The sequence below is a fragment of the Serratia sp. DD3 genome (assembly GCF_000496755.2).
Window position 1 is genome coordinate 102,878 of record NZ_AYKS02000084.1, and the last position, 20,251, is coordinate 123,128.

Genomic DNA, 20,251 nt, shown 5'->3' on the forward strand with positions numbered 1-20,251 from the left:
CCGCGTATATACCCGCGATCTTTCAAGTTGATTAACCAATCTTGATATTAGGGAAAGGGTGTGTTGCGGCGTCAGTCACCGACAAATTTGCCAGAAGCGAATATAAACGACATTAAGTCAGTCCGTAGGTTGTGATACAGGGATGTATCTCATCATAGCCTCTCAGAACGATTGCCCAAGGCATCTCGGACTTAACGAGCGTTTCAAGCAACTTGAAGTATGACGGGTATTAATCAACCTTTTAATAGTCTGCTACTCATGTAAATAATCAGTGCTGTAGCCAAAAATTCAGTAAACACCAATGAATATGACGCTCCAATTGCACCGAACATGTATGTCGTAAAATAGATATGCATGCAATGAGTTGCAGCGCAACAGATGTAAATCCGTTGCAAAGTACGATCATGATGATTAGCCAGCAAGAACAATTGGGCTAGCACAATTGCCGGCGGGATAATCAACAGCATCATTGAAAGTACGGCAAGAATAGGGGCCGCTTCAATAAATTTTTCACCAAATAGTAAAGTGATAATTTGAGCTGAAAACTGGTTAATAAACCAAAAAGCGCAGACACCAAAAAGTGTGCTGAAGACAAGCACTCTTTTTATCAGTCGATTGCGCTTGACACTTTCGTTCTCGCGATAGCTGCAAATAATCGGATAAGCAGCTTGGCATAAAGGTGCCATCACTGCTAGACCAGAACGCACTAATCTTTCTGCTGCTCCGTATAACCCAGCAGAAACTGGGCCAGCAATTATTCCCAACAAAATAGTATTACTGGCTGAGTACACCATCGTTATTGAATTGGCGATGAATACCGGCCAACCTTCACGTAAATTAGCCACAACACTTGGTATCACGAGTTTTGGGTAACCCAACTGATAACGTTTGATAACCCACATTAGTATAACGACTGCTGCCAAAAAATTGGGGAAAGCAAGCAGCAGTGCCGCGCTTGTAGCGGTGATAGGAAACAGCAAAAAAGTGACTAACGTGACAACCCTTGCCAACAGCGTGATCATCGCTCCCCAGGCCATCTTGCCCACCCCTTGCAATAACCAGTAAGGTGAAAGCATTGAGCCAACAATAAGTAACGAGGAGATCAGTATGTAATCACTCAATACTGCAAGTCTCTCCCAATTGAATGTCATCAATGAGATAACTAATAGGGCCACCAGTGTTAAAAACAGTTTACTAAAGGCTACCGCATAAAAGCTACGTGATAACTCATAGTGATTGTCCATTTTTGCAATAGTACGCACTGCTGAAAAGTTGAAGCCATAGTCAACAAATATAGAAAGATAAAACGCTATCATGTAGCAGAACATGATATCGCCAAATAGCGCGACACCAATATTACGGCCAATGATAGGAAAAACCAGCAGCGGGAAAATAAAATTCCCGCCCTGTACCATCAGCAGTGAAAGGTAGTTACGAACAACGGGGTGATTAACATATTTAATCATCCGACGCTTCCCGCTTTATATGGCCACTCTGCGGGCTGGATATCTTTAAAATAGCTAACCAATCTCGGCGCATAAAACTCAAGAAGAGAAGTAAAATCACAACATTGACGATTATCGTAGAATAATAGAAGTGATTATCAAAAATCATAAATACCGTTGCCATACAGAAATAACTATAAAATAGTGTGTTAGCCACTGTTTTCTGCTGCTGCATACGTTTATATAATGTCATACCAATACTGGTAAATAACAACATAAAACCCGCCACCCCATACATACCAAAATCCATATAAGGTTTTTGCATAAAGGTCATGATGTTGATCCAGTTATATCCTCCCATTTTTTCCAGATCAAGGGTTTCATCTGGCATGAAAAATTTAGTCGCAAAGCGGAAGGTTCCTGTTAATAACATGCGCCCATTACGGAAGTCTCCCGTATTATCAAGATAGATAACCAATTTATTAAAGGCATGCATCTCGGTACTCAAATTAATCCAAATGGACATCATTTTAGGCGGCAATACCATCGTGGGTTTGAATTCTTCCTTATCTAACTCGGCCTCTAATTCCTTTGCGGTTTCTGAATCATGAGCTTTTGAATTTACCGCCACATCATTTAAAGGCTTACTATTCTGATTCTGATTCTGATTCTGATTCTGATTCTGATTCTGATTTGGAGTATTATAAATAGCCTTGTAATAATCTGTACTGCTAACTCCCGGCTGTTGATTATTTAAATAAACCTGAGTTCTAATGATCGGTATAGAAACCATCAGTATGACGACAGCCATTAAAGTTAAAAAGCCCGTAAACAAAAGTGATAGTTTATTTTTTTCAAAAAAATAATATTGAATAAGTATGTAAAATAGACTAGTCACCACGGGAATAAAAATATTGATGCGTCCACCCAGTAACAGCAGTAACAGCAAATAATATGCACTGAAAATAAGATAACCATACTTCCGTGTTTCGGTGACATATATAGTATTAAAAATAATAAAGAAAACAGGCAGCACCAGCAATACCATAAGATAGTTACTAATCACTTTAGGCATGATATTTGCGCGTGCATTGTCATCAAAAAGAGGTATTGCGCCAATTTTATCAATTGCAAACCAGTAAAGCCCAGTTTCCACAATAATACAGATTAGGTTAGCCCAGAACAGTGTTCTACCACAGATCCGATAGTCACCATTCATCTTTTTACTATTTTCGATCCGCCCATAGCGCAGCATAAACCAGAATACCACTGCGTAAAAAACAACAATGACACTAATCAAGGCATTCCAGGTTGATTGGCTGAAACTATCCTGTTCAATTAGTGTCAATCGTGCTTGACTGCATCCGATCATAAATAAAAACATACTCATAAAGATGGATGGTAGATTATAAAAATTTTTGAAATAGTAGGTGAAAAATGCAAAATTAACTACCGCGGCTACTGCAAATGACTTACTGATAGCATTAACCGGCAATAATAAAATAGCAATTATAGAAATCGTACAAAATAGAGCTAGAAAAGATTTATTCACAAATCCACTTGTCAACATTTTACTGATTTTCCTTTCTCACTTGAACAGTGATAGATGGTAATTGGTCCAAGCATTTTTTATTAATATTACTGCGTTCTGAATCAATGAACCATCCCCATTTATTAAAATAATGGATGGCAGACTGAATATGGTAGCCTAACAGTTTGTAGTTTTTATAGGAGCCTTTTGCAAAACTATGCTTCACCGTTGCGCCTGCACAAAATATTGGCTTAGTGTACGCCAATACTTTACGACACAAATCAACATCCTCAAGGTACATAAAGTATCGTGAATCAAACCCTTGTACTTTCTTCAGTAAATCGGCTTGCGCAAATATAAAGCAACCGGAAATAGATGGGGCAAAGAAATTTTGTGTATCGTCGACACCATGCAGTTCATACTTTTTATCAAAAAATTTTGCAAAAAAAGGCACAAAGCGGCGTAATAAAAGGTTTGCTGGTGTTGGCAGCAGCCGGCAAACACGCTGTTTCTCACCGTTTGGGTAGATGATATTCGGTGCAAGAAAGGCATGTTGGTTTTGTTTGGCAAAACGATATAACGTCTCTACCGTGCCGACATCAAATTCAATATCTGGATTGCAGATAATAAAATATTCACATTTATCAAGGAAGGCAGCCATCGCTTGGTTATGGCCATGGCCAAATCCGCCATTTTTGTCAGACTTGATGTAAACAATACGCGGATTATTGATGTGTGCTGCCCATTCACAACCAGCATTATCAACTAAAATAATGGTTTCAACTAAAGCTTCACTTAATAATGAATCTATTGTAGGTTGTAGCTCTTGTTGTGTATGTTTATACAACACAATAGACGCTACAACAGGCATTTTTTTTTCCATTTGATTCCCTTCACTCATTTTGTGCTTATTCCATCTTTAAAAGCACGATACCATGTTCTGAAGTGCATTTTTTTATTTGGTTGGGTCATAATCAATAGCAGCTGGTGAATGGTGTTAAAAACGTTTTCACGAATTTTTATCAGCAGAGGGATATGCGTCATTCTGGTTAATAAAAAACCATTACGTATCCGATAATATCTTCTGAAATCAGAATGCATAGGAACATGCCAGGCTAAGACTTTCATCGTCCTATCACCAATAGCATGGGACATTCTCGCCGAGGTTGAAGCATAAATCTTATAACCCATTGTGACGGCACGTAGACACCATTCGGTATCAACATAGTCAATAAAGAAAGATTCATTCATCAAACCTACGTCACGCAATACACTGACAGGGATCAGCGAACCAGAAGAGATGAGCATACTGACTTCAAATGGGGCCTGTTGTGTCTCCGGCCGTAATTTTGTACGCCAGCCCAATGCATTGACTTTGATGAGTGGATAGTAAAATCCATAACGTGAATCGGTAAAGATGGGGCCGATCGCAGCCAGTTTTTGGGTCGCGGCAAGAACGTGGAAATCATGCAACAGATTTGCCATAAAACCATCATTCACATTGCTGTCTTGATCAAAAAATACAATCATATCAGCCTGATGGCATTGACATGCTTGCTCAATACCTATGTTCTGCGCCTTCGCAATCCCGACGTTTTCTTCAAGTCTAATAACGGTTGCCGAACGCGACAACTGCTCAACCACCTCTGGCGCTAACGTGCCATTATCCACTAAAACACAAGAAACTTGTTGCTGAGTTAGACTGTCGATCAGCCTGGTAAGGTTGTCTAACTCAGGGTGGTAAGACACAATCACTGCAGAAATCTTATCATGCATAGGGGAAAATTCAGTAACGGAAGGGAGTTCACTACAAGTTTGTTGCTCTAACACTAACCACCCCAAATAGTAAGCAATCTAATGACACCAACAGAGCGAGATATCGACGCTCAGCGCATCGTTTTTCGTAACCCAGCTCTATACTTTTCATACTCCAAGTTGCTCGGGTATATAACAAATATCTGCGAAGCTAAACCGCAGCCAACCAACTCAAAGTATGACAGATATGGTCTTAGGGTTGCATGTTTGCGCGCACAATAGCATCAATTCTGTCTCGCCAGCAAGATAGAGCGATACCCTGTTGCTTAATTTTGTCACAATTAAGTACTGAGTATTTAGGTCTTCTCGCTGGTGTTGGGTACTGCTCTGTCCCTATCGCTTTCACCACAGGCGATTTAGGCAATTGCTTCATCTTTAATGCAGATGTAAATATTGCCTCTGCAAACTCATTCCATGCGACTTGGCTGTCACCACAGAAGTGATAAATTCCCCCATCAGCATTCTTTTTTAATAATTCTATGATTGCTACGGCAATATCACCCGCATAGGTTGGGCAACCGAACTGATCCGCCACCACATTTAACTCATCCCGCTCCTTCCCTAAGCGCAGCATGGTCTTCACAAAATTATTACCATACTCACTAAATACCCAAGCGGTGCGGATAATCAAGGCATCAGGTTGAATCTGGCTAACGGCAATTTCACCGGCTAACTTGGTTTTACCATAAACTCCTAGCGGGTTAGTTATGGCTGTTTCTATATAGGGTGTATTGGCCTCACCATCAAAAACATAATCCGTAGAGACATGGACCAAACGAGCACCAACTTCATTCGCGGCTAATGCCAAGTTTTTAGGGCCAATTTCATTAATCAAGGTAGCAATTTGCTGGTCAGACTCCGCTTTATCAACCGCCGTGTAAGCTGCCGCATTGACAATCACATCTGGCCGATATTCAATTACCTGCTGTTTAACCTTAGCCAAATCTGTGATATCGAGAGTATCAACATCAGTTGCCAGTACTTGCCACCCTGCCGGAAGGCGGTCACAAAAGCAATTACCTAATTGCCCTTTAGAACCGGTCAATAACACTTTCATTGGCCTAACTCCTTAAATAATCTACCCAGTTTATCTTTTTCAGACAGTATCGGGTTCTTAATTGGCCACTCGATACCTACAGCAGGGTCATTCCATAGCAGGCACCCTTCATGTGCTGGGTTATAATAATCGGTGCACTTATACTCAAAATCTGCCATATCAGAAAGTACAACAAAGCCATGTGCCAAACCCGGTGGAACCCAGAACTGGGTTTTATTTTCTTCAGAAAGGAGCACACCCTCCCAAACACCGTACGTGGGTGAATCCTGGCGTATATCTACCACCACATCAAACACTTCACCACGCACTACTCGCACTAGTTTACCCTGAGGATTTACCTTTTGAAAATGCAGCCCACGCAACACGCCATGGGAAGAGCGCGAATGGTTATCCTGCACAAAATCCAGTTCAATATTTAGCATTTCCTGGTAGCGTTTTTTTTCAAAGGTCTCCAAGAAAAAACCGCGCGCATCGCCAAATACCTTTGGTTGAATAATCTTCACACCATCGATTTTGGTATCCGAGACTTGCATCCTACTTCTCCACAATTAGTTGCGATAGGTACTGCCCATAAAGGGTTTTTCCAAGCAATTTAGCTTCAGCTTCAACTTGTTCTCGACTCAACCACCCTTTACGGTAAGCTATCTCTTCCAAGCAAGCTACTTTCAAGCCTTGGCGGCTTTCGATAGTATGAATAAACTGCGATGCTTCAATCAGGCTGTCATGGGTACCGGTATCCAGCCAAGCAAAACCGCGACCGAGCAACTCAACATTGAGTTCGCCTCTTTCCAGATACATTTGGTTGAGTGTGGTGATTTCTAATTCTCCCCGGGAAGATGGCTTAACCTGTCTCGCCAATTCGACAACATTATGGTCATAGAAATAGAGCCCAGTTACAGCCCAGTGAGATTTAGGTTTTACTGGTTTTTCTTCCAGTGAAACTGCACGGAAATTATCATCAAACTCCACAACGCCAAATCGTTCAGGGTCCATCACCTGGTAACCGAATATTGTCGCACCTTGGTTACGCTCCACTACGGTTGTTAGTTTTGGCCCAAAGCTCTGACCAAAAAAGATGTTGTCCCCCAGCACTAAGGCACAACTATCACCATTGATAAACTCTTCACCAATCAAGAAGGCTTGTGCCAAACCATCCGGGCTTGGCTGTTCTGCATAGCTTAAAGAAATACCTAGCCTACTGCCATCCCCAAGCAGTCGCTTGAACGATGGCAAGTCCTCCGGGGTGGATATAATCAGAATGTCGCGAATCCCCGCCAGCATCAATACTGAAAGCGGGTAATAGATCATCGGTTTATCATATATAGGCAATAACTGCTTTGATATGCCCCGAGTAATAGGGTAAAGACGTGTACCACTCCCCCCCGCTAGAACAATACCTTTCATTTTTATATCACCAAATTAGCGGGTTAAACCCAAACGCTCAGCTGCATAGGAGCCATCTTTTACTCGACGCCACCAAGATTCATTAGCCAAGTACCATGTAACGGTTTTTCTAATAACACATTCAAACACTTCCATAACCCCTAGGATTCTTACTCTGCCAGTTCCAGGTATCACGCATCATGGTGGCGATACCGCGGGATACCGCCCAACCGAGCTCTTTCTCAGCTAGTGTGGCATCCGCCCAGAATGCTGGCAGGTCGCCGTCACGGCGGGGCAAAATCTGGTAAGGGATCGTTACACCTGAGGCTTTTTCGAACGCATGAACCATTTCCAGTACTGAGTACCCTACCCCAGCACCAAGATTGTAGGCCTTAAAACCGCTGATTTTGCGTAGGTGGTCCATCGCCATCAAGTGCCCTTCCGCCAAATCCATTACATGGATGTAATCACGCACGCCGGTGCCATCTTGGGTTGGATAATCACCACCAAAAATACCCAGCGTCTCCAATTTGCCAATAGCAACCTGTGAAATGTAGGGCAGCAGGTTGTTAGGGATGCCATTCGGATCTTCACCAATCAGGCCGGACTCATGCGCGCCCACCGGGTTAAAATAGCGTAAGGCAATAATGGAGAATTGCGGTTCAGCTTTGGCGAAATCCTGCAGGATCTGCTCAACCATCAGTTTAGATGTGCCATAAGGGCTGGTGGTACCACCAATCGGGGTGGTTTCAACATAGGGGACAGGGGCATTAGCGCCATACACTGTAGCTGAAGAGCTAAAGATAAATTTGTGTACACCGGCACGGCGCATTTCATTCAGCAGTACCAATGTCCCAGTGACATTGTTCTGGTAATATTCCAAAGGTTTGCGGGTTGACTCACCAACAGCTTTTAGCCCGGCAAAGTGGATCACGGATGAGATCCGGTGCCCATCAAAAATACGGTTTAAACATTCGGCATCTTGAACATCGCCTTGATAGAAGATCGTCGCCTTGCCGGTGAGTTGTTCTACTCGCCGCAGTGACTCTTCTGAGGAGTTAGAGAGGTTGTCCAGGACCACAACGTCCTCACCTCGTTCCAGCAATGCCAGAACAGTATGGGAACCAATATAACCTGCCCCCCCAGTGACTAAAATCGCCATTGTTACTCCTTAATCTCTCTTTCCGAGGTCTAGATGCAAGAACCTGTAGCGCCCTACGCCTAAGTGGAATCATGTTGTCGCCGGACAACCCTTTGAACCCACTTCGGCTAAAATTTTCCGTTTGCTATTAAGCTGATACTGATTTTCACACGCTACCGCCCTTGGCTTTCAGCTACCAATGCGCTGTAGAAATATTTAATTATCGGCTGTCATACAACAAGTTACAGGTAGCCCAACCACAATGCGAGATCCCCCATTGTTTTGGCTGAGACCTATCGACCTGACACATGCAAGGCGACAAGTATATACCGTTCTTCGATTTAAGAAACTACGTTAGCTCAATATACGATGTTTCCGCCTGTATCTTGAGCAACAATGAGTGATATTCCACGTTTTTAACCACTGTCGTTAATCTGTGATTAAAAGTTGAAATCCCCGCCTTCAACCTCCATCATGCTGAGTGCGGCATTTGCCGTTTAACTGTTTACCGTTTAACTACACAAGGTGAAATTAGGCGTATGGAATGGATCGCAGATCCAACAATTTGGGCTGGCTTAGCCACATTGGTTGTGTTGGAAATTGTCTTAGGGATTGACAACCTGATATTCATCGCCATTCTGGCGGAAAAATTACCCAAAAAACAACGTGATAAAGCTCGCGTCATCGGTTTATTACTGGCGCTGCTGATGCGTTTGGCGCTGTTGGCCTCAATCTCCTGGTTGGCTACGCTAACCAAACCACTCTTTTTTGCTGTCGGCCACCATTTCAGCGGTCGCGACCTGATTATGCTGATTGGTGGACTATTCCTGCTGTTTAAAGCCACTATGGAGTTAAACGAGCGGCTAGAAGGCAAAGATGATAACCACCACGGCCCACAGAAAGGTGCGCGTTTCTGGCCGGTCGTGGCACAGATTGTGGTACTGGATGCAGTATTTTCACTAGATGCCGTCATTACAGCTGTCGGCATGGTGGAAGAATTGGCAGTGATGATGATTGCCGTCTGTATCGCCATCGGCTTGATGTTATTAGCCAGTAAACCGCTGACCCGTTTTGTCAATGCTCACCCCACCATCGTTATTCTCTGCCTGAGTTTTCTGCTGATGATTGGCTTTAGCCTGGTTGCTGAAGGGTTCGGTTACTCTATTCCCAAAGGCTATCTCTATGCGGCCATCGGTTTCTCGGTAATGATCGAAGCATTAAATCAGCTTGCCCAATTTAATCGCCGCCGTTTTCTGTCAAAAGTTCGCCCGCTGCGTGAACGTACCGCTGAAGCCGTATTGCGGATGTTAAGTGGCAAACATGAAGAGGCAGAAGTCGACAACCATTCAGCTAACTTGTTGGCGGACAGCAACAGCGACAATGGCGAAATCTTTAACCAGCAAGAGCGCCATATGATTGAGCGTGTGCTGGGTATGGCCCAGCGTACTGTCAGTAGCATCATGACCTCACGCCATGATGTTGTGTATCTTGGGCTAAACGATCCGCAAGATAAACTGACCAAACTGCTGGAAAAGAACCAACATACGCGCATTGTCGTTACTGAAAACCGTGCCAGTGATGAACCACTCGGGGTGATCCATACTGTTGATGTATTAAAGCAGCAGTTGCAGCAAGCCCAGTTGGATTTACGCGCGCTGGTACGTCAACCGCTGATTTTCCCTGAACAATTGACGTTACTCTCCGCACTGGAGCAGTTCCGCCAGGCTAAAACCCATTTTGCGTTTGTCGTCGATGAGTTTGGCTCTGTCGAAGGGGTGGTAACGTTGACGGATGTGATGGAAACCATCGCCGGTAATCTACCAGAAGCGGATGAAGAAATTGATGCCCGCCACGATATTCAGCAAACCACCGACGGCTGTTGGATTGCCAATGGGCATATGCCGATGGAAGATTTAGTGCTGTATGTTCCACTGCCCCTTGAAGAGAAGCGCGAATATCACACCCTGGCGGGGTTGTTGATGGAGCACTGCCAACGCATCCCAAATACAGGGGAACAATTAAAAATTGGTGATTGTCTGTTTGAACCGTTAGAGATCAGTAGTCATCGTATTGTGAAAGTAAAAATTACGCCGCAACTCCCGATAAATGAAGACGAGGATCTTTGATCCACCACTGGGAAGGATAGGTATCTACACATCTCTAAGCTGGCCCAGCGCGCTTGCCGCTTGCTGGGTCAGCTCCCAGGTATACTCCGATAATAACTGCAACGTATTGAGCAAGCTTGATAAACCTGCCAGCAAGGTGAGTTGCCCGGATGTTTACAATTAGTATGCTCCATCTCTTTTCAAGACGACATTTATTGTTTTAAACAATATTGCAATATCATTCCATAAAGACCAATTCTTCACATACCAAGCGTCAAAATATACACGAGTGTCATAATCCACATCGTTTCTGCCACTAACTTGCCATAACCCAGTCATACCTGGTTTTACCATCAGGTAATATTCTACATCGCCAGCATAGCGTTCCAATTCCTGTTCGATCACCGGACGAGGGCCAACTAAACTCATCTCACCTTTTAGGACGTTAAAAAGCTGCGGTAACTCATCCAAGCTGGTCTTCCGTATGAAACTTCCAACACGTGTAATACGTGGATCATTTTTCAATTTAAAATCTTTTTCCCACTCTAGTTGAGCCTCAGCATCATTTTCTAACAGTTTCTGTAATACTTCTTGAGAATTAGTAACCATCGAGCGGAACTTAAGACATTTGAATTTCTTTCTATTTTGACCTATTCGTTCATGTCCATAAAAAGCTGCGCCACCATCTTTAGAAACTAAGTAAGTTAAAACAAGAAGAATTGGCGACAATAAAATAATAATTGAAATAGCCCCCAAAATATCAAACGATCTTTTTAAAAAGCGTGACGTTCTCTTAGCCAAATTATTATTAACACGTAGAATCATTACTTCATGGCTGTAAATAAAAGACATTTCAGTTCCGTAGAGAGGAACTCCTCGTAATGAAGGTATTACAGAAACAGAACGGCATGTACGGCTTGCCAGTTTCTTCAACCATATATCCCGCAAAGCATGTTCTTCGTACTCGAGTGCAACAATAAATTGTGTGGTTTCAGGATCACACTTACTCCATAGCTCATCTTCATCAGAAATTACTGGAACACCAAAAATTTCATTTTCACATTTCTGCTGGCAGGCATAAAAGCCCCGAATTGCGAATCCAAGTACTTCTTCACTTTGAAGCGCAGAGTAAGCGTCACGAGCATTTTTTCCTGAACCAATAATTATGGTATGTTTCTTCCACATTCCAAATTTATTTATCAACCTCTTAACTATAGATCGAGAAAGAGGCACTAATATTAAGGCTGAACTCCACGTTAAGAACCAAACATAACGAGAAAATTCCCACTTTGAGAATGCGACTAAAGCTAGATCAAGTATAGAAAAGATTAAGAGTGTTCTAAGTATTTCTTTTAATTCAAACCAGAAAGGTTTTCTATAACTATAATGGCGTAGGCGAACCCAAAACCAAGTAACACAAAGTAAAGCAAGCATAACGTGGGTTAGTATTCTTGCTGGCATTTCAGATATTGGTAGATACTTACTTGCATCTGGTTCTAGCACATTAATAATTACTATCGCTAAAACTAAAGATAATACAAAAAATACAAAATCTGATGTTGCCAAAAAAAACTTAACAACATTTAATTTCTTTGAGTAACTATGAGCACTCATATCGATATTCCTTTATAGAAATAATCAGTACCAATAACGCTTATGCATACTAAATGCACGTCTTAATTTCGGTCGCCTACGTTTTTCATCCAATGAACTTACTGTACCTGCGACCGAATCATGGGCCAAAGGCGTGCCCCCTGATAACCCGCACCTTACCAAATCGGTCGGCACTCGGCCCTACGCATCACGGCCGGCTGCTACAAACGTATATGGTCACTCCCGATAATGCGTGTGTTTTCTTGAAAAAGTGAACAGGTATTGCAGCCATTTATCCGGGTTCTTTCTGAGTCTTATTGTGTGATCTTCCCCCATTCCAATAAAGCCAGAACAGTATGGGAACCGATATAACCGGCTCCACTGATGACCATAATTGTCATCAATCTTCCCTATTAAAATATATACCAAGATGAATCTACCTGTTCGACTAAGAAAGCAACTCTAAAATCTCAGCCGTCTTTTGCTGCATTAGCATGACATCGGCTCGTGATTCCACATTTAAGCGTACAACGGATTCGGTATTAGAAAGACGCAAGTTGAAGCGCCAATCCACGAATTCAAAAGTAATCCCATCGGTATAATCAACTTCCCCGGCTAAATCTAAATAATACTGTTTAACCTTATTGATCGCGCTATCCATATCATTTAGTTTGATATTAATCTCCCCTGACGAGGGATAAGCGGCGATACGATGTTTAACTAATTGCCCTAAAGTTTGCCCCTTAACACAGAGCAACTCAGCCACCAACAGCCAGGGAATCATACCGCTGTCGCAGTAAGCAAAATCGCGAAAATAGTGATGAGCGCTCATCTCACCACCATAAATTGCTTCCTCAGTACGCATGCGTTCTTTAATAAAAGCATGACCGGTTTTTGACATCACTGGTACTCCGCCAGCTCGAGTAACAATATCAACAGTGTTCCAACTCAAGCGCGGATCGTGAATAATTTTCGCGCCAGGTTGTTTTTGCAGGAAGGCTTCAGCCAACAAACCAACAATGTAATATCCTTCAATAAACTCGCCATGTTCATCAAACAGGAAACAGCGGTCAAAATCACCGTCAAAAGCAATCCCCATATCGGCACCATTCTCACGCACTGCATTGGCAGTATCTGAGCGGCATTCCGGCAGCAACGGATTAGGAATACCATTTGGAAAGTGACCATCTGGCTCATGGTGAACCTTAATCAACTCCACAGGTACGCTTTTTGCCTTGAACTGAGCTTCAATAGCATCAACAACATGGCCCGCAGCCCCATTACCGGAGTTAATCACCAGTTTAAGCGGTTTGAAATTTTCAGTGTTAACATAAGAGAGCACATGCTCTATATAATCAGCCAATACATTCTGGTGTGTATAACGGCCGGCAACAGCAGATGACAGTGGGAAACGGTTCTCCTCAGCCAACTGCTGGATAATACGCAGCCCCGTATCACCACTGATCGGACGAGAACCTTCACGAATCAGTTTCATCCCATTATAATTGATTGGATTATGGCTGGCGGTGACTTCAATGCCACCATCGGCTTTAAGATGAGAGGTGGCAAAATAAACTTCTTCCGTACCTGTCATGCCGATATCAATAACGTCCGTCCCAGCATCCTGTAAGCCTTTTGCCAAACTCAGTTTTAAGCTTTCACTAGTCAAGCGCACATCGCTGCCCAACACAACCGTTTTTGGCTTGAGATATTCAGCATAGGCACGCCCAATGCGGTAAGCAATATCATCATTCAGCTCTTCACCCAGCTTGCCACGGATGTCATACGCCTTAAAACAAGTTAACTTTTCCATTACCAATCCTTCACTCAAACCCTGCCGTAACGATCATGTAAACGCTCAATATCGTCTTCTTCCAGATAGAAACCCGAACGAACTTCAATCATTTCAAGATCGATACACCCTGGGTTTTCCAGGGTATGCACACACCCAGCAGGAATAAAAGTAGACTGGTTCTCTGACAATAAAAACTCTTTATCATCAAGATTAACTTTGGCCGTACCGCTCACCACAATCCAGTGCTCGGCGCGGTGGAAATGACGCTGTAGGGATAACCCCTCCCCCGGATGGACAATGATCTTTTTCACTTGGTAATGCTCGCCACTGTCGACTTCGCAGATTTTGCCCCAAGGACGGTATGAAGAGGAGTGCTGACGGTAATGATGCAGATTACGCCTCTTTAGCTCATCAACCACTTTTTTAACGTGCTGTACCTGACCTTTTGACGCGATCAACAAAGCATCATTGGTATTGATAACAACCATATTGTCCAGACCAATAGTGGCAACCAAGGCAGAATCTGACGAAATGTAGTTATTGTGAGAGTTGATGGCGATGATTTCTCCACTGTTCACATTACCTAAGCTATCTTTTTCTGACACATCCCACAGAGAAGACCAAGAGCCTACATCACTCCAACCTGCGTCGATTGGGATCACCACCGCATCGCTGGTTTTTTCCATCACCGCATAATCAATAGAATCACTGGGGCAATGTTCAAAGGCTGCTTTTTCCACACGGATAAAATTCATATCACGCTTACTGTCCGCGATAGACTCCCGTGTGTTGATGAAAATCTTCGGGCTGAATGCTTTTAACTCTTGTAAAAATTTGGCAGCTTTAAACATAAACATGCCACTGTTCCAGCTGTATTCACCAGACGCGAGGTATTCACGTGCCTTTTCTAAACCGGGTTTTTCAACAAAGCAATCCACCTTGAAACAGGCGTCGGACAGTAAATTACCACGTTTGATATAACCGTAACCCGTCTCCGGGTGCTCGGGGATAATGCCAAAGGTCACCAAGTGGTTTCGTTTAGCAAACGGCAAGGCAGTTTCAATTGCGGAATGGAAATTTTCTACTTTTTTAACCAGATGATCGGCAGCCAGCACCAGCAGAATGCTATCTGGATCTTGCTCTGCGGCAAGATGAGCCGCCAGGGCAACGGCGGGAGCAGTGTTACGACCAACAGGCTCCAAGATAATATTGGTTGCCAATTGACCAATTTCGCGCAGTTGTTCAGCAACCAGGAAACGGTGATTTTCGTTGCAGATAACTAGTGGCGCAGCTATCTCTACGCCAGCTAAGCCAGACAAACGCCGCAAGGTCTGCTGCAACAGACTAAAACCACTGTCATCAATAGACAGAAATTGCTTGGGAAACGATTCACGCGATAACGGCCAGAGGCGACTCCCGGTCCCTCCAGCCATAACCACTGGAATGATTTTTGACATTAATTAATCCTTTAACTATACCTTTCTTACTTCAAACCGCTTGGGTGTTAGCTACGCTCAATCACTCTAGTCACATAATTGGCTATGCTCCTAGGGGTTAATGAACCTCATCCATAAGGTTCACCCTGCGCGCCAGCACAAGTGCTATTTAAAATGCGCTGCATTTTATCAAGCCATATAAAATACTTTTAATATACAACCTGCTTACTTTCCTTGAAAATCAACCATTTATTTTCTACGTAATTTTGAATTTCATTTCTAAATCTCTCCTCAGAAAAACGCAAGGCATTATCGCGGCAATCAGTCGGGGAAATTGAGTCGCCAACCTGTTCAAACAGATTAACGGCATCCATCAAGGAAGCTGGGGTTTGTGAATTATAAAAAATACCCGTTGCATTCTTCACGCCATAAGGACGAATAGTTTCCAGCACTCCACCTTTACCAAAGGCAATCACAGGTGTTCCGCAGGCCTGGGCTTCAACAGGTGTGATACCGAAATCCTCTTCTGCGGCAAAAACAAACGCTTTAGCTTTCTGCATATGATTTTTCATTATATCATCAGATTGGTAACCAAGAATTTCTACGTTACTACCTGCCTTCGATTTTATCTTGGCCATTTCTGATCCATCACCAATAACAACCAATTTTTTGTCCGGCATCAAACTAAAGGCTTCGACGATAAGGTCCATACGTTTATAAGGCACCATACGTGATGCAGTAAAATAGTAATCTGATTTCTCTTCATGGAGAGTAAATCGTTCAACATCCACCGGGGGATAAATTACATCGGCACTTCTTCCATACACTTTTTTTATTCTACGCGCAATAAAATGCGAATTAGCGATAAAATGATCAACGCTATTTGCCGTACGATAATCCCAGACTCTTATTTTATGTAATAGCCACTTGGCAATTAATCCTTTTAGCCCTTTATCCAACCCTGCTTCTTGCAAATATTGATGTTGCAGATCCCAGGCATACCTTATTGGCGAGTGGACATAGCTAATATGCAACTGGTCAGGACCAACCAGAATTCCTTTTGCAACCGCATGGCTACTAGACAGAATAATATCATGATTAGAAACATTCAATTGTTCGATGGCCAAAGGCATCAGAGGTAAGTATTTTTGATATTTTTTCTTAGCAAATGGTAGCCTCTGAATAAATGTCGTTTTTGCAACTTTACCATGAAATAGACCTCTGGTATTTTCTGATAGGAAGTCTATAACTGAGTATAACTCTGATTCTGGGTAAATATCAATAAACTCTTTAATTACTCGCTCAGCACCAGAATATGTCACTAACCAATCTGCTACTATCGCCACGCTTGTATCGCTTAATGTCATATATTCCTCAAATATTAAGATCACGTTCTGAACTTACCACATATGTTGCGCTGGTGCTTAGGTATTTTGCTTACGTTCAGATACTCAGAACTACCAGAGTCTCCCTAACCCACCAGCACAGGTATCGTTCAAAACAACACACACACTTTATCTATGCACCATCAAACCCTATTTCTTCGCTAATTATGTGAATGAGTATGGTGGTATATTTAATGCATATTATCGCTGGTAGTGGCTCATGAATTATTTTGGTAAAACTCCTACACATAGACAACTGGTTAGTCACATTTTAGTAGGTTTAACCTCTGGTTTATTAATACCACTCATTACATTTTACATTATTCAAAGAATGAATATTAACTTCTTATTAGAATGCTCAAAAAGCTTCAGGCTATGGCATAAATCGAAATGAAATTAATATTTTTAAGTCGAGCGGGTAGAGTTTTTGGTGATGTTTCCAATGATCTCCACGTAGACTATTGTTTACGTTGCTGACAACATGCAACAATCGCTTTGCAAACAAAAATGATATTTTCAAAACTACTATTATCATTTAGTAATCTGTAGGGGTAGAAATAAAATCTTCAATTCATAATCCCCGTGATCTTGCAGTGAATTATAGTGTAAACCAGTCACAACCAAAATAAGGATAACAACACCATCTAATTACTAAATTTTTTAAGCTCTCTGTAAACATAACAACAGGCTATACCAAGTGGAGCAGCGAGTTGGGGGGCACCCATGAACGGCTGGGGATCACCAAGTGGCATTATTACAGCCCCAAGTACAGCAACTAATTGTCCACTTGAACCTAGTGTATTACTTTTTATTATGTATCTCACTCCTCTATTTATAATTATAAAAATCAAAAAGATACAAATGATACTATTAAATATTCCAGAAGTTGACCAAGCATCTATAATACTATTATGCGGAGGCCAACTGGGACTAATACCATATTGACTAGCTAATACCCCTATTTTATTCCCCCAGCCACCATAGCCAAGACCAAGTAGTGGGCTACTCCAAAACATATCCGATGCAAATGCAATAAGATTTAATCTATCATCGGTTGTCTTAGCAACATCTTTGCCAAATGCAGATGACGTAATAATGCTGTCAATATAATAAGTCAACACCATAAATAGGAATGTAAATAAGAGAAAAATAAGCCATCGCAGTCCTAAATTTTTTTTACCAGGTTTTAAAAATGATAAGGCAAAAGTGAATATAAAAGAGCCTAACATTATAAGCACAGCTGATTTAGACCCCGAAAAAAATACCGCGAAAACATTCATTATAAGCAAACATAAAAACATGAATCTACTTACTACCCTTTTTATCATTATAATTAAACCAACACATACTAGATGAAGAGAAGCAGCAGTATTCGCATTATCGAAGACGCCACCGGCTTTATCTATACTCGTCACGTTGAAAGCGTTATCAAATACAAGCCGATCAGGATTCTTAAATAACTCAAGAAAGTTAATAATAAAAGCAGATTCGATGTCGGGTCTGAATCTAAACAATATAATCATAAATGCATTTAGAGAGGAAGATAAAAGAAAAATCTTTATGAGCTTTAAAGCTCCTTCACTGTTTTTTATCTCTTTAAATACTGCATATGTAACAATAAAAATATATCCAAAAACAATATGATACTGCCAAAGCCCTATTGCTGGCGACCAAAAAAAACTAATCAAATTTAGGAAAAGTGAAAGCAGAAAAAAAGAAAACAATGGATCTCTAAGATTTGTAACTTTAATAAAAGGGAGACACATTGCCATAACTATCGCAGATAATGGTATATACGAACCAGCGACCCTGAACAGGTATACTTGATAACAAGATAATATCATCAAGACTGAAAGTATATTTATTACAACTTTTTGTCTACTGAGCATCATAACAATTACATTCCCTAAACTGCTGCTAAGATTATGTCCTAAATTAACTTGACAATGCTTTCTTCAGTACCTGAAGTTATCATTAAATTGGGACATTAGCATGTAAAAAAACAGTTTTTTAATAAAAAGAAAACAGCAGATTCAAGTCCGAAGTATAACGCTACTGATCTGTTCTGGACTTCACTTCCAGCCCCGAGCCAACCAAAAGATCAAATGTCCAAATCAAATGCCCTTAAGTATACATATATTTTCGCTGTGGCTCGCTGTCTGAATACGTAGAATTCGGTAAGGATTTATTTATCTACTCGATGGCAATCTAAATATTCATGATAAGAATACACAGTTATTAATATAGATGAAAAAATATTTTTAATAAAAATAATTATATATCATTAATCGGAATTTGCCCCTGATTTTTTATTATCGTAAACCTCATTTATTATCTCTAGATACTGCATTGCCCCTTTTTCCCAAGAGTGTGCAATCGCAGTATTCCGTGCATTGATTGACATTTCCTTATACAGATTCTCATCTCTTATTAGTTTTATTATTTTTTCACTGATATCCTTTCCATCTTGCTTAATAAAGAACCCATTATAACCATCTTCGAGATACTCGGGGATGCCACCAACATTCGTCATCAATACTGGTAGACCAGTTGACATGCTCTCTAAACCAACTAAAGCCCATGTTTCGTAGGAACTAGGTAAAACAAATAAATCAGCTTTATGGTACATTTCAATCAGCTCTTTACCGAGTACTGTACCAGCAAAATGAACCCGTCCACTTACACCATGCGATTCTACAAGGTCTATATATTTTTTAGACGAACTTCCAGCCCCCCCTACAATATGCAACTGAATAAAATCAGGCAAGTAAGATAAGCTTTCTATAATGAATTGCAAACCTTTCGCCTTAAATTGATGACCAACAAAAATGAGATTAAATTTACCTGGAGATATATTCCTTTCCTTATAAGAATAATATTGAGGATTTACACCATTATTAATATTAAGTAAACTATTTTCTTTTGAACAATATGGTATTACATCAATTAGTGTTTTCTTCGAAACAGCCACTATTACTTTCCCTCTGGCAAATTTCAAAAAGCATAGTTCCCTTATACCTCTAAAAAGAAAAACTGGATTACACCACTTAAAGTACTTTATAATTCCAGTTCTAATTTTATTTTCATAGTTAAAAACATTATGCATGACATAAATATCACCGCAATTACCCTCAAGATTATGGTTTATTACAACTCTATTTTCATCTAACTGTCGAACACAGGCTTTTGAAAATAAAAAGAATAATAAAATCTGAAAAAAATGCCTTATGGTTTTTGTAAGTTTATTTTTTGCTTGCCATTTTTTGAGTTTATTTCCCAATGGAGTATATACAATATCTAAAGATTCAACCTTATTATCACATTGAGCATCAGTTATAAGAATAACATTATAGCCCTGGTCAATGAAGCATTGACTCGTTTCAAAAACAACACGCCCACCACCAGAATCAGTTGCATCACGTGCAACTTGCACAATATAGGGTTTTTTCACCTAATGTATCCTTGATTAAAAAAAATAGACATTTTAACGCAGTAACAAAAAAACACACACCTGTATAAAAATATAATGATTGGTTGGTCTATATACGTCCCAATCAAAACTGCT

15 protein-coding genes and 1 pseudogene are annotated in these 20,251 nt (G+C 41.2%); 1 reads left to right on the forward strand and 15 read right to left on the reverse strand.

Going from position 1 to position 20,251, the window contains the following annotated elements; genetic code table 11:
- Positions 1-233: 233 nt before the first annotated feature.
- The 9 genes and pseudogenes from IO95_RS16505 to galE form a co-directional block, all read right to left on the reverse strand.
- A complete protein-coding gene (locus IO95_RS16505) occupies positions 234-1,466 on the reverse strand; it encodes an oligosaccharide flippase family protein (protein ID WP_037386156.1) in 1,233 nt (410 codons plus the stop codon).
- Complete coding sequence (locus tag IO95_RS16510) at positions 1,459-3,015, reverse strand: hypothetical protein (RefSeq protein WP_037386159.1); 1,557 nt, start codon at positions 3,013-3,015, stop codon at positions 1,459-1,461. Before IO95_RS16510 ends, IO95_RS16505 begins: the two co-directional genes overlap by 8 nt.
- A 1-nt stretch (position 3,016) precedes the next feature.
- Entirely contained in the window at positions 3,017-3,877 is an 861-nt protein-coding gene (locus IO95_RS16515; RefSeq protein ID WP_235186782.1) for a glycosyltransferase, read from the reverse strand.
- Complete coding sequence (locus IO95_RS16520; protein WP_152554958.1) at positions 3,874-4,806, reverse strand: glycosyltransferase family 2 protein; 933 nt, start codon at positions 4,804-4,806, stop codon at positions 3,874-3,876. Before IO95_RS16520 ends, IO95_RS16515 begins: the two co-directional genes overlap by 4 nt.
- Before the next feature lie 178 nt (positions 4,807-4,984).
- Positions 4,985-5,848, reverse strand: coding sequence for a dTDP-4-dehydrorhamnose reductase (rfbD, locus tag IO95_RS16525; protein ID WP_023491979.1), 864 nt, complete (start codon positions 5,846-5,848; stop codon positions 4,985-4,987).
- Complete coding sequence (gene rfbC, locus IO95_RS16530; RefSeq protein ID WP_023491981.1) at positions 5,845-6,381, reverse strand: dTDP-4-dehydrorhamnose 3,5-epimerase; 537 nt, start codon at positions 6,379-6,381, stop codon at positions 5,845-5,847. Before rfbC ends, rfbD begins: the two co-directional genes overlap by 4 nt.
- Position 6,382: 1 nt before the next feature.
- A complete protein-coding gene (gene rfbA, locus IO95_RS16535) occupies positions 6,383-7,252 on the reverse strand; it encodes a glucose-1-phosphate thymidylyltransferase RfbA (RefSeq protein ID WP_023491983.1) in 870 nt (289 codons plus the stop codon).
- A 15-nt stretch (positions 7,253-7,267) separates the two neighbouring features.
- Positions 7,268-7,384: pseudogene (locus tag IO95_RS26520) on the reverse strand (dTDP-glucose 4,6-dehydratase); the annotation flags it as partial.
- Positions 7,374-8,393, reverse strand: a complete 1,020-nt coding sequence (gene galE, locus IO95_RS16540; RefSeq protein ID WP_023491985.1) for a UDP-glucose 4-epimerase GalE — start codon at positions 8,391-8,393, stop codon at positions 7,374-7,376. The pseudogene IO95_RS26520 and the gene galE, both read right to left, overlap by 11 nt.
- Before the next feature lie 518 nt (positions 8,394-8,911).
- Between galE and IO95_RS16545 the strand changes: the two genes are divergently transcribed.
- Positions 8,912-10,498, forward strand: coding sequence for a TerC family protein (locus tag IO95_RS16545; RefSeq protein WP_023491987.1), 1,587 nt, complete (start codon positions 8,912-8,914; stop codon positions 10,496-10,498).
- Between the two features lie 159 nt (positions 10,499-10,657).
- Here IO95_RS16545 and wbaP read toward each other — a convergent pair whose 3' ends face one another.
- The 6 genes from wbaP to IO95_RS16575 all read right to left on the reverse strand — a co-directional run bounded on the left by wbaP (position 10,658) and on the right by IO95_RS16575 (position 20,137).
- Positions 10,658-12,091, reverse strand: coding sequence for an undecaprenyl-phosphate galactose phosphotransferase WbaP (gene wbaP / locus IO95_RS16550; protein WP_037386165.1), 1,434 nt, complete (start codon positions 12,089-12,091; stop codon positions 10,658-10,660).
- Between the two features lie 427 nt (positions 12,092-12,518).
- Complete coding sequence (cpsG, locus tag IO95_RS16555) at positions 12,519-13,883, reverse strand: phosphomannomutase CpsG (RefSeq protein WP_023492173.1); 1,365 nt, start codon at positions 13,881-13,883, stop codon at positions 12,519-12,521.
- A gap of 14 nt (positions 13,884-13,897) precedes the next feature.
- Entirely contained in the window at positions 13,898-15,322 is a 1,425-nt protein-coding gene (locus IO95_RS16560; protein ID WP_037386168.1) for a mannose-1-phosphate guanylyltransferase/mannose-6-phosphate isomerase, read from the reverse strand.
- 188 nt (positions 15,323-15,510) lie between these two features.
- On the reverse strand, positions 15,511-16,668 hold the full coding sequence (locus tag IO95_RS16565; RefSeq protein ID WP_037386171.1) for a glycosyltransferase family 4 protein: 1,158 nt from the start codon (positions 16,666-16,668) through the stop codon (positions 15,511-15,513).
- A gap of 662 nt (positions 16,669-17,330) precedes the next feature.
- Positions 17,331-18,578, reverse strand: a complete 1,248-nt coding sequence (locus tag IO95_RS16570; protein ID WP_037386174.1) for an O-antigen ligase family protein — start codon at positions 18,576-18,578, stop codon at positions 17,331-17,333.
- A 392-nt stretch (positions 18,579-18,970) separates the two neighbouring features.
- Complete coding sequence (locus IO95_RS16575; RefSeq protein ID WP_037386177.1) at positions 18,971-20,137, reverse strand: glycosyltransferase family 4 protein; 1,167 nt, start codon at positions 20,135-20,137, stop codon at positions 18,971-18,973.
- Positions 20,138-20,251: the final 114 nt, after the last annotated feature.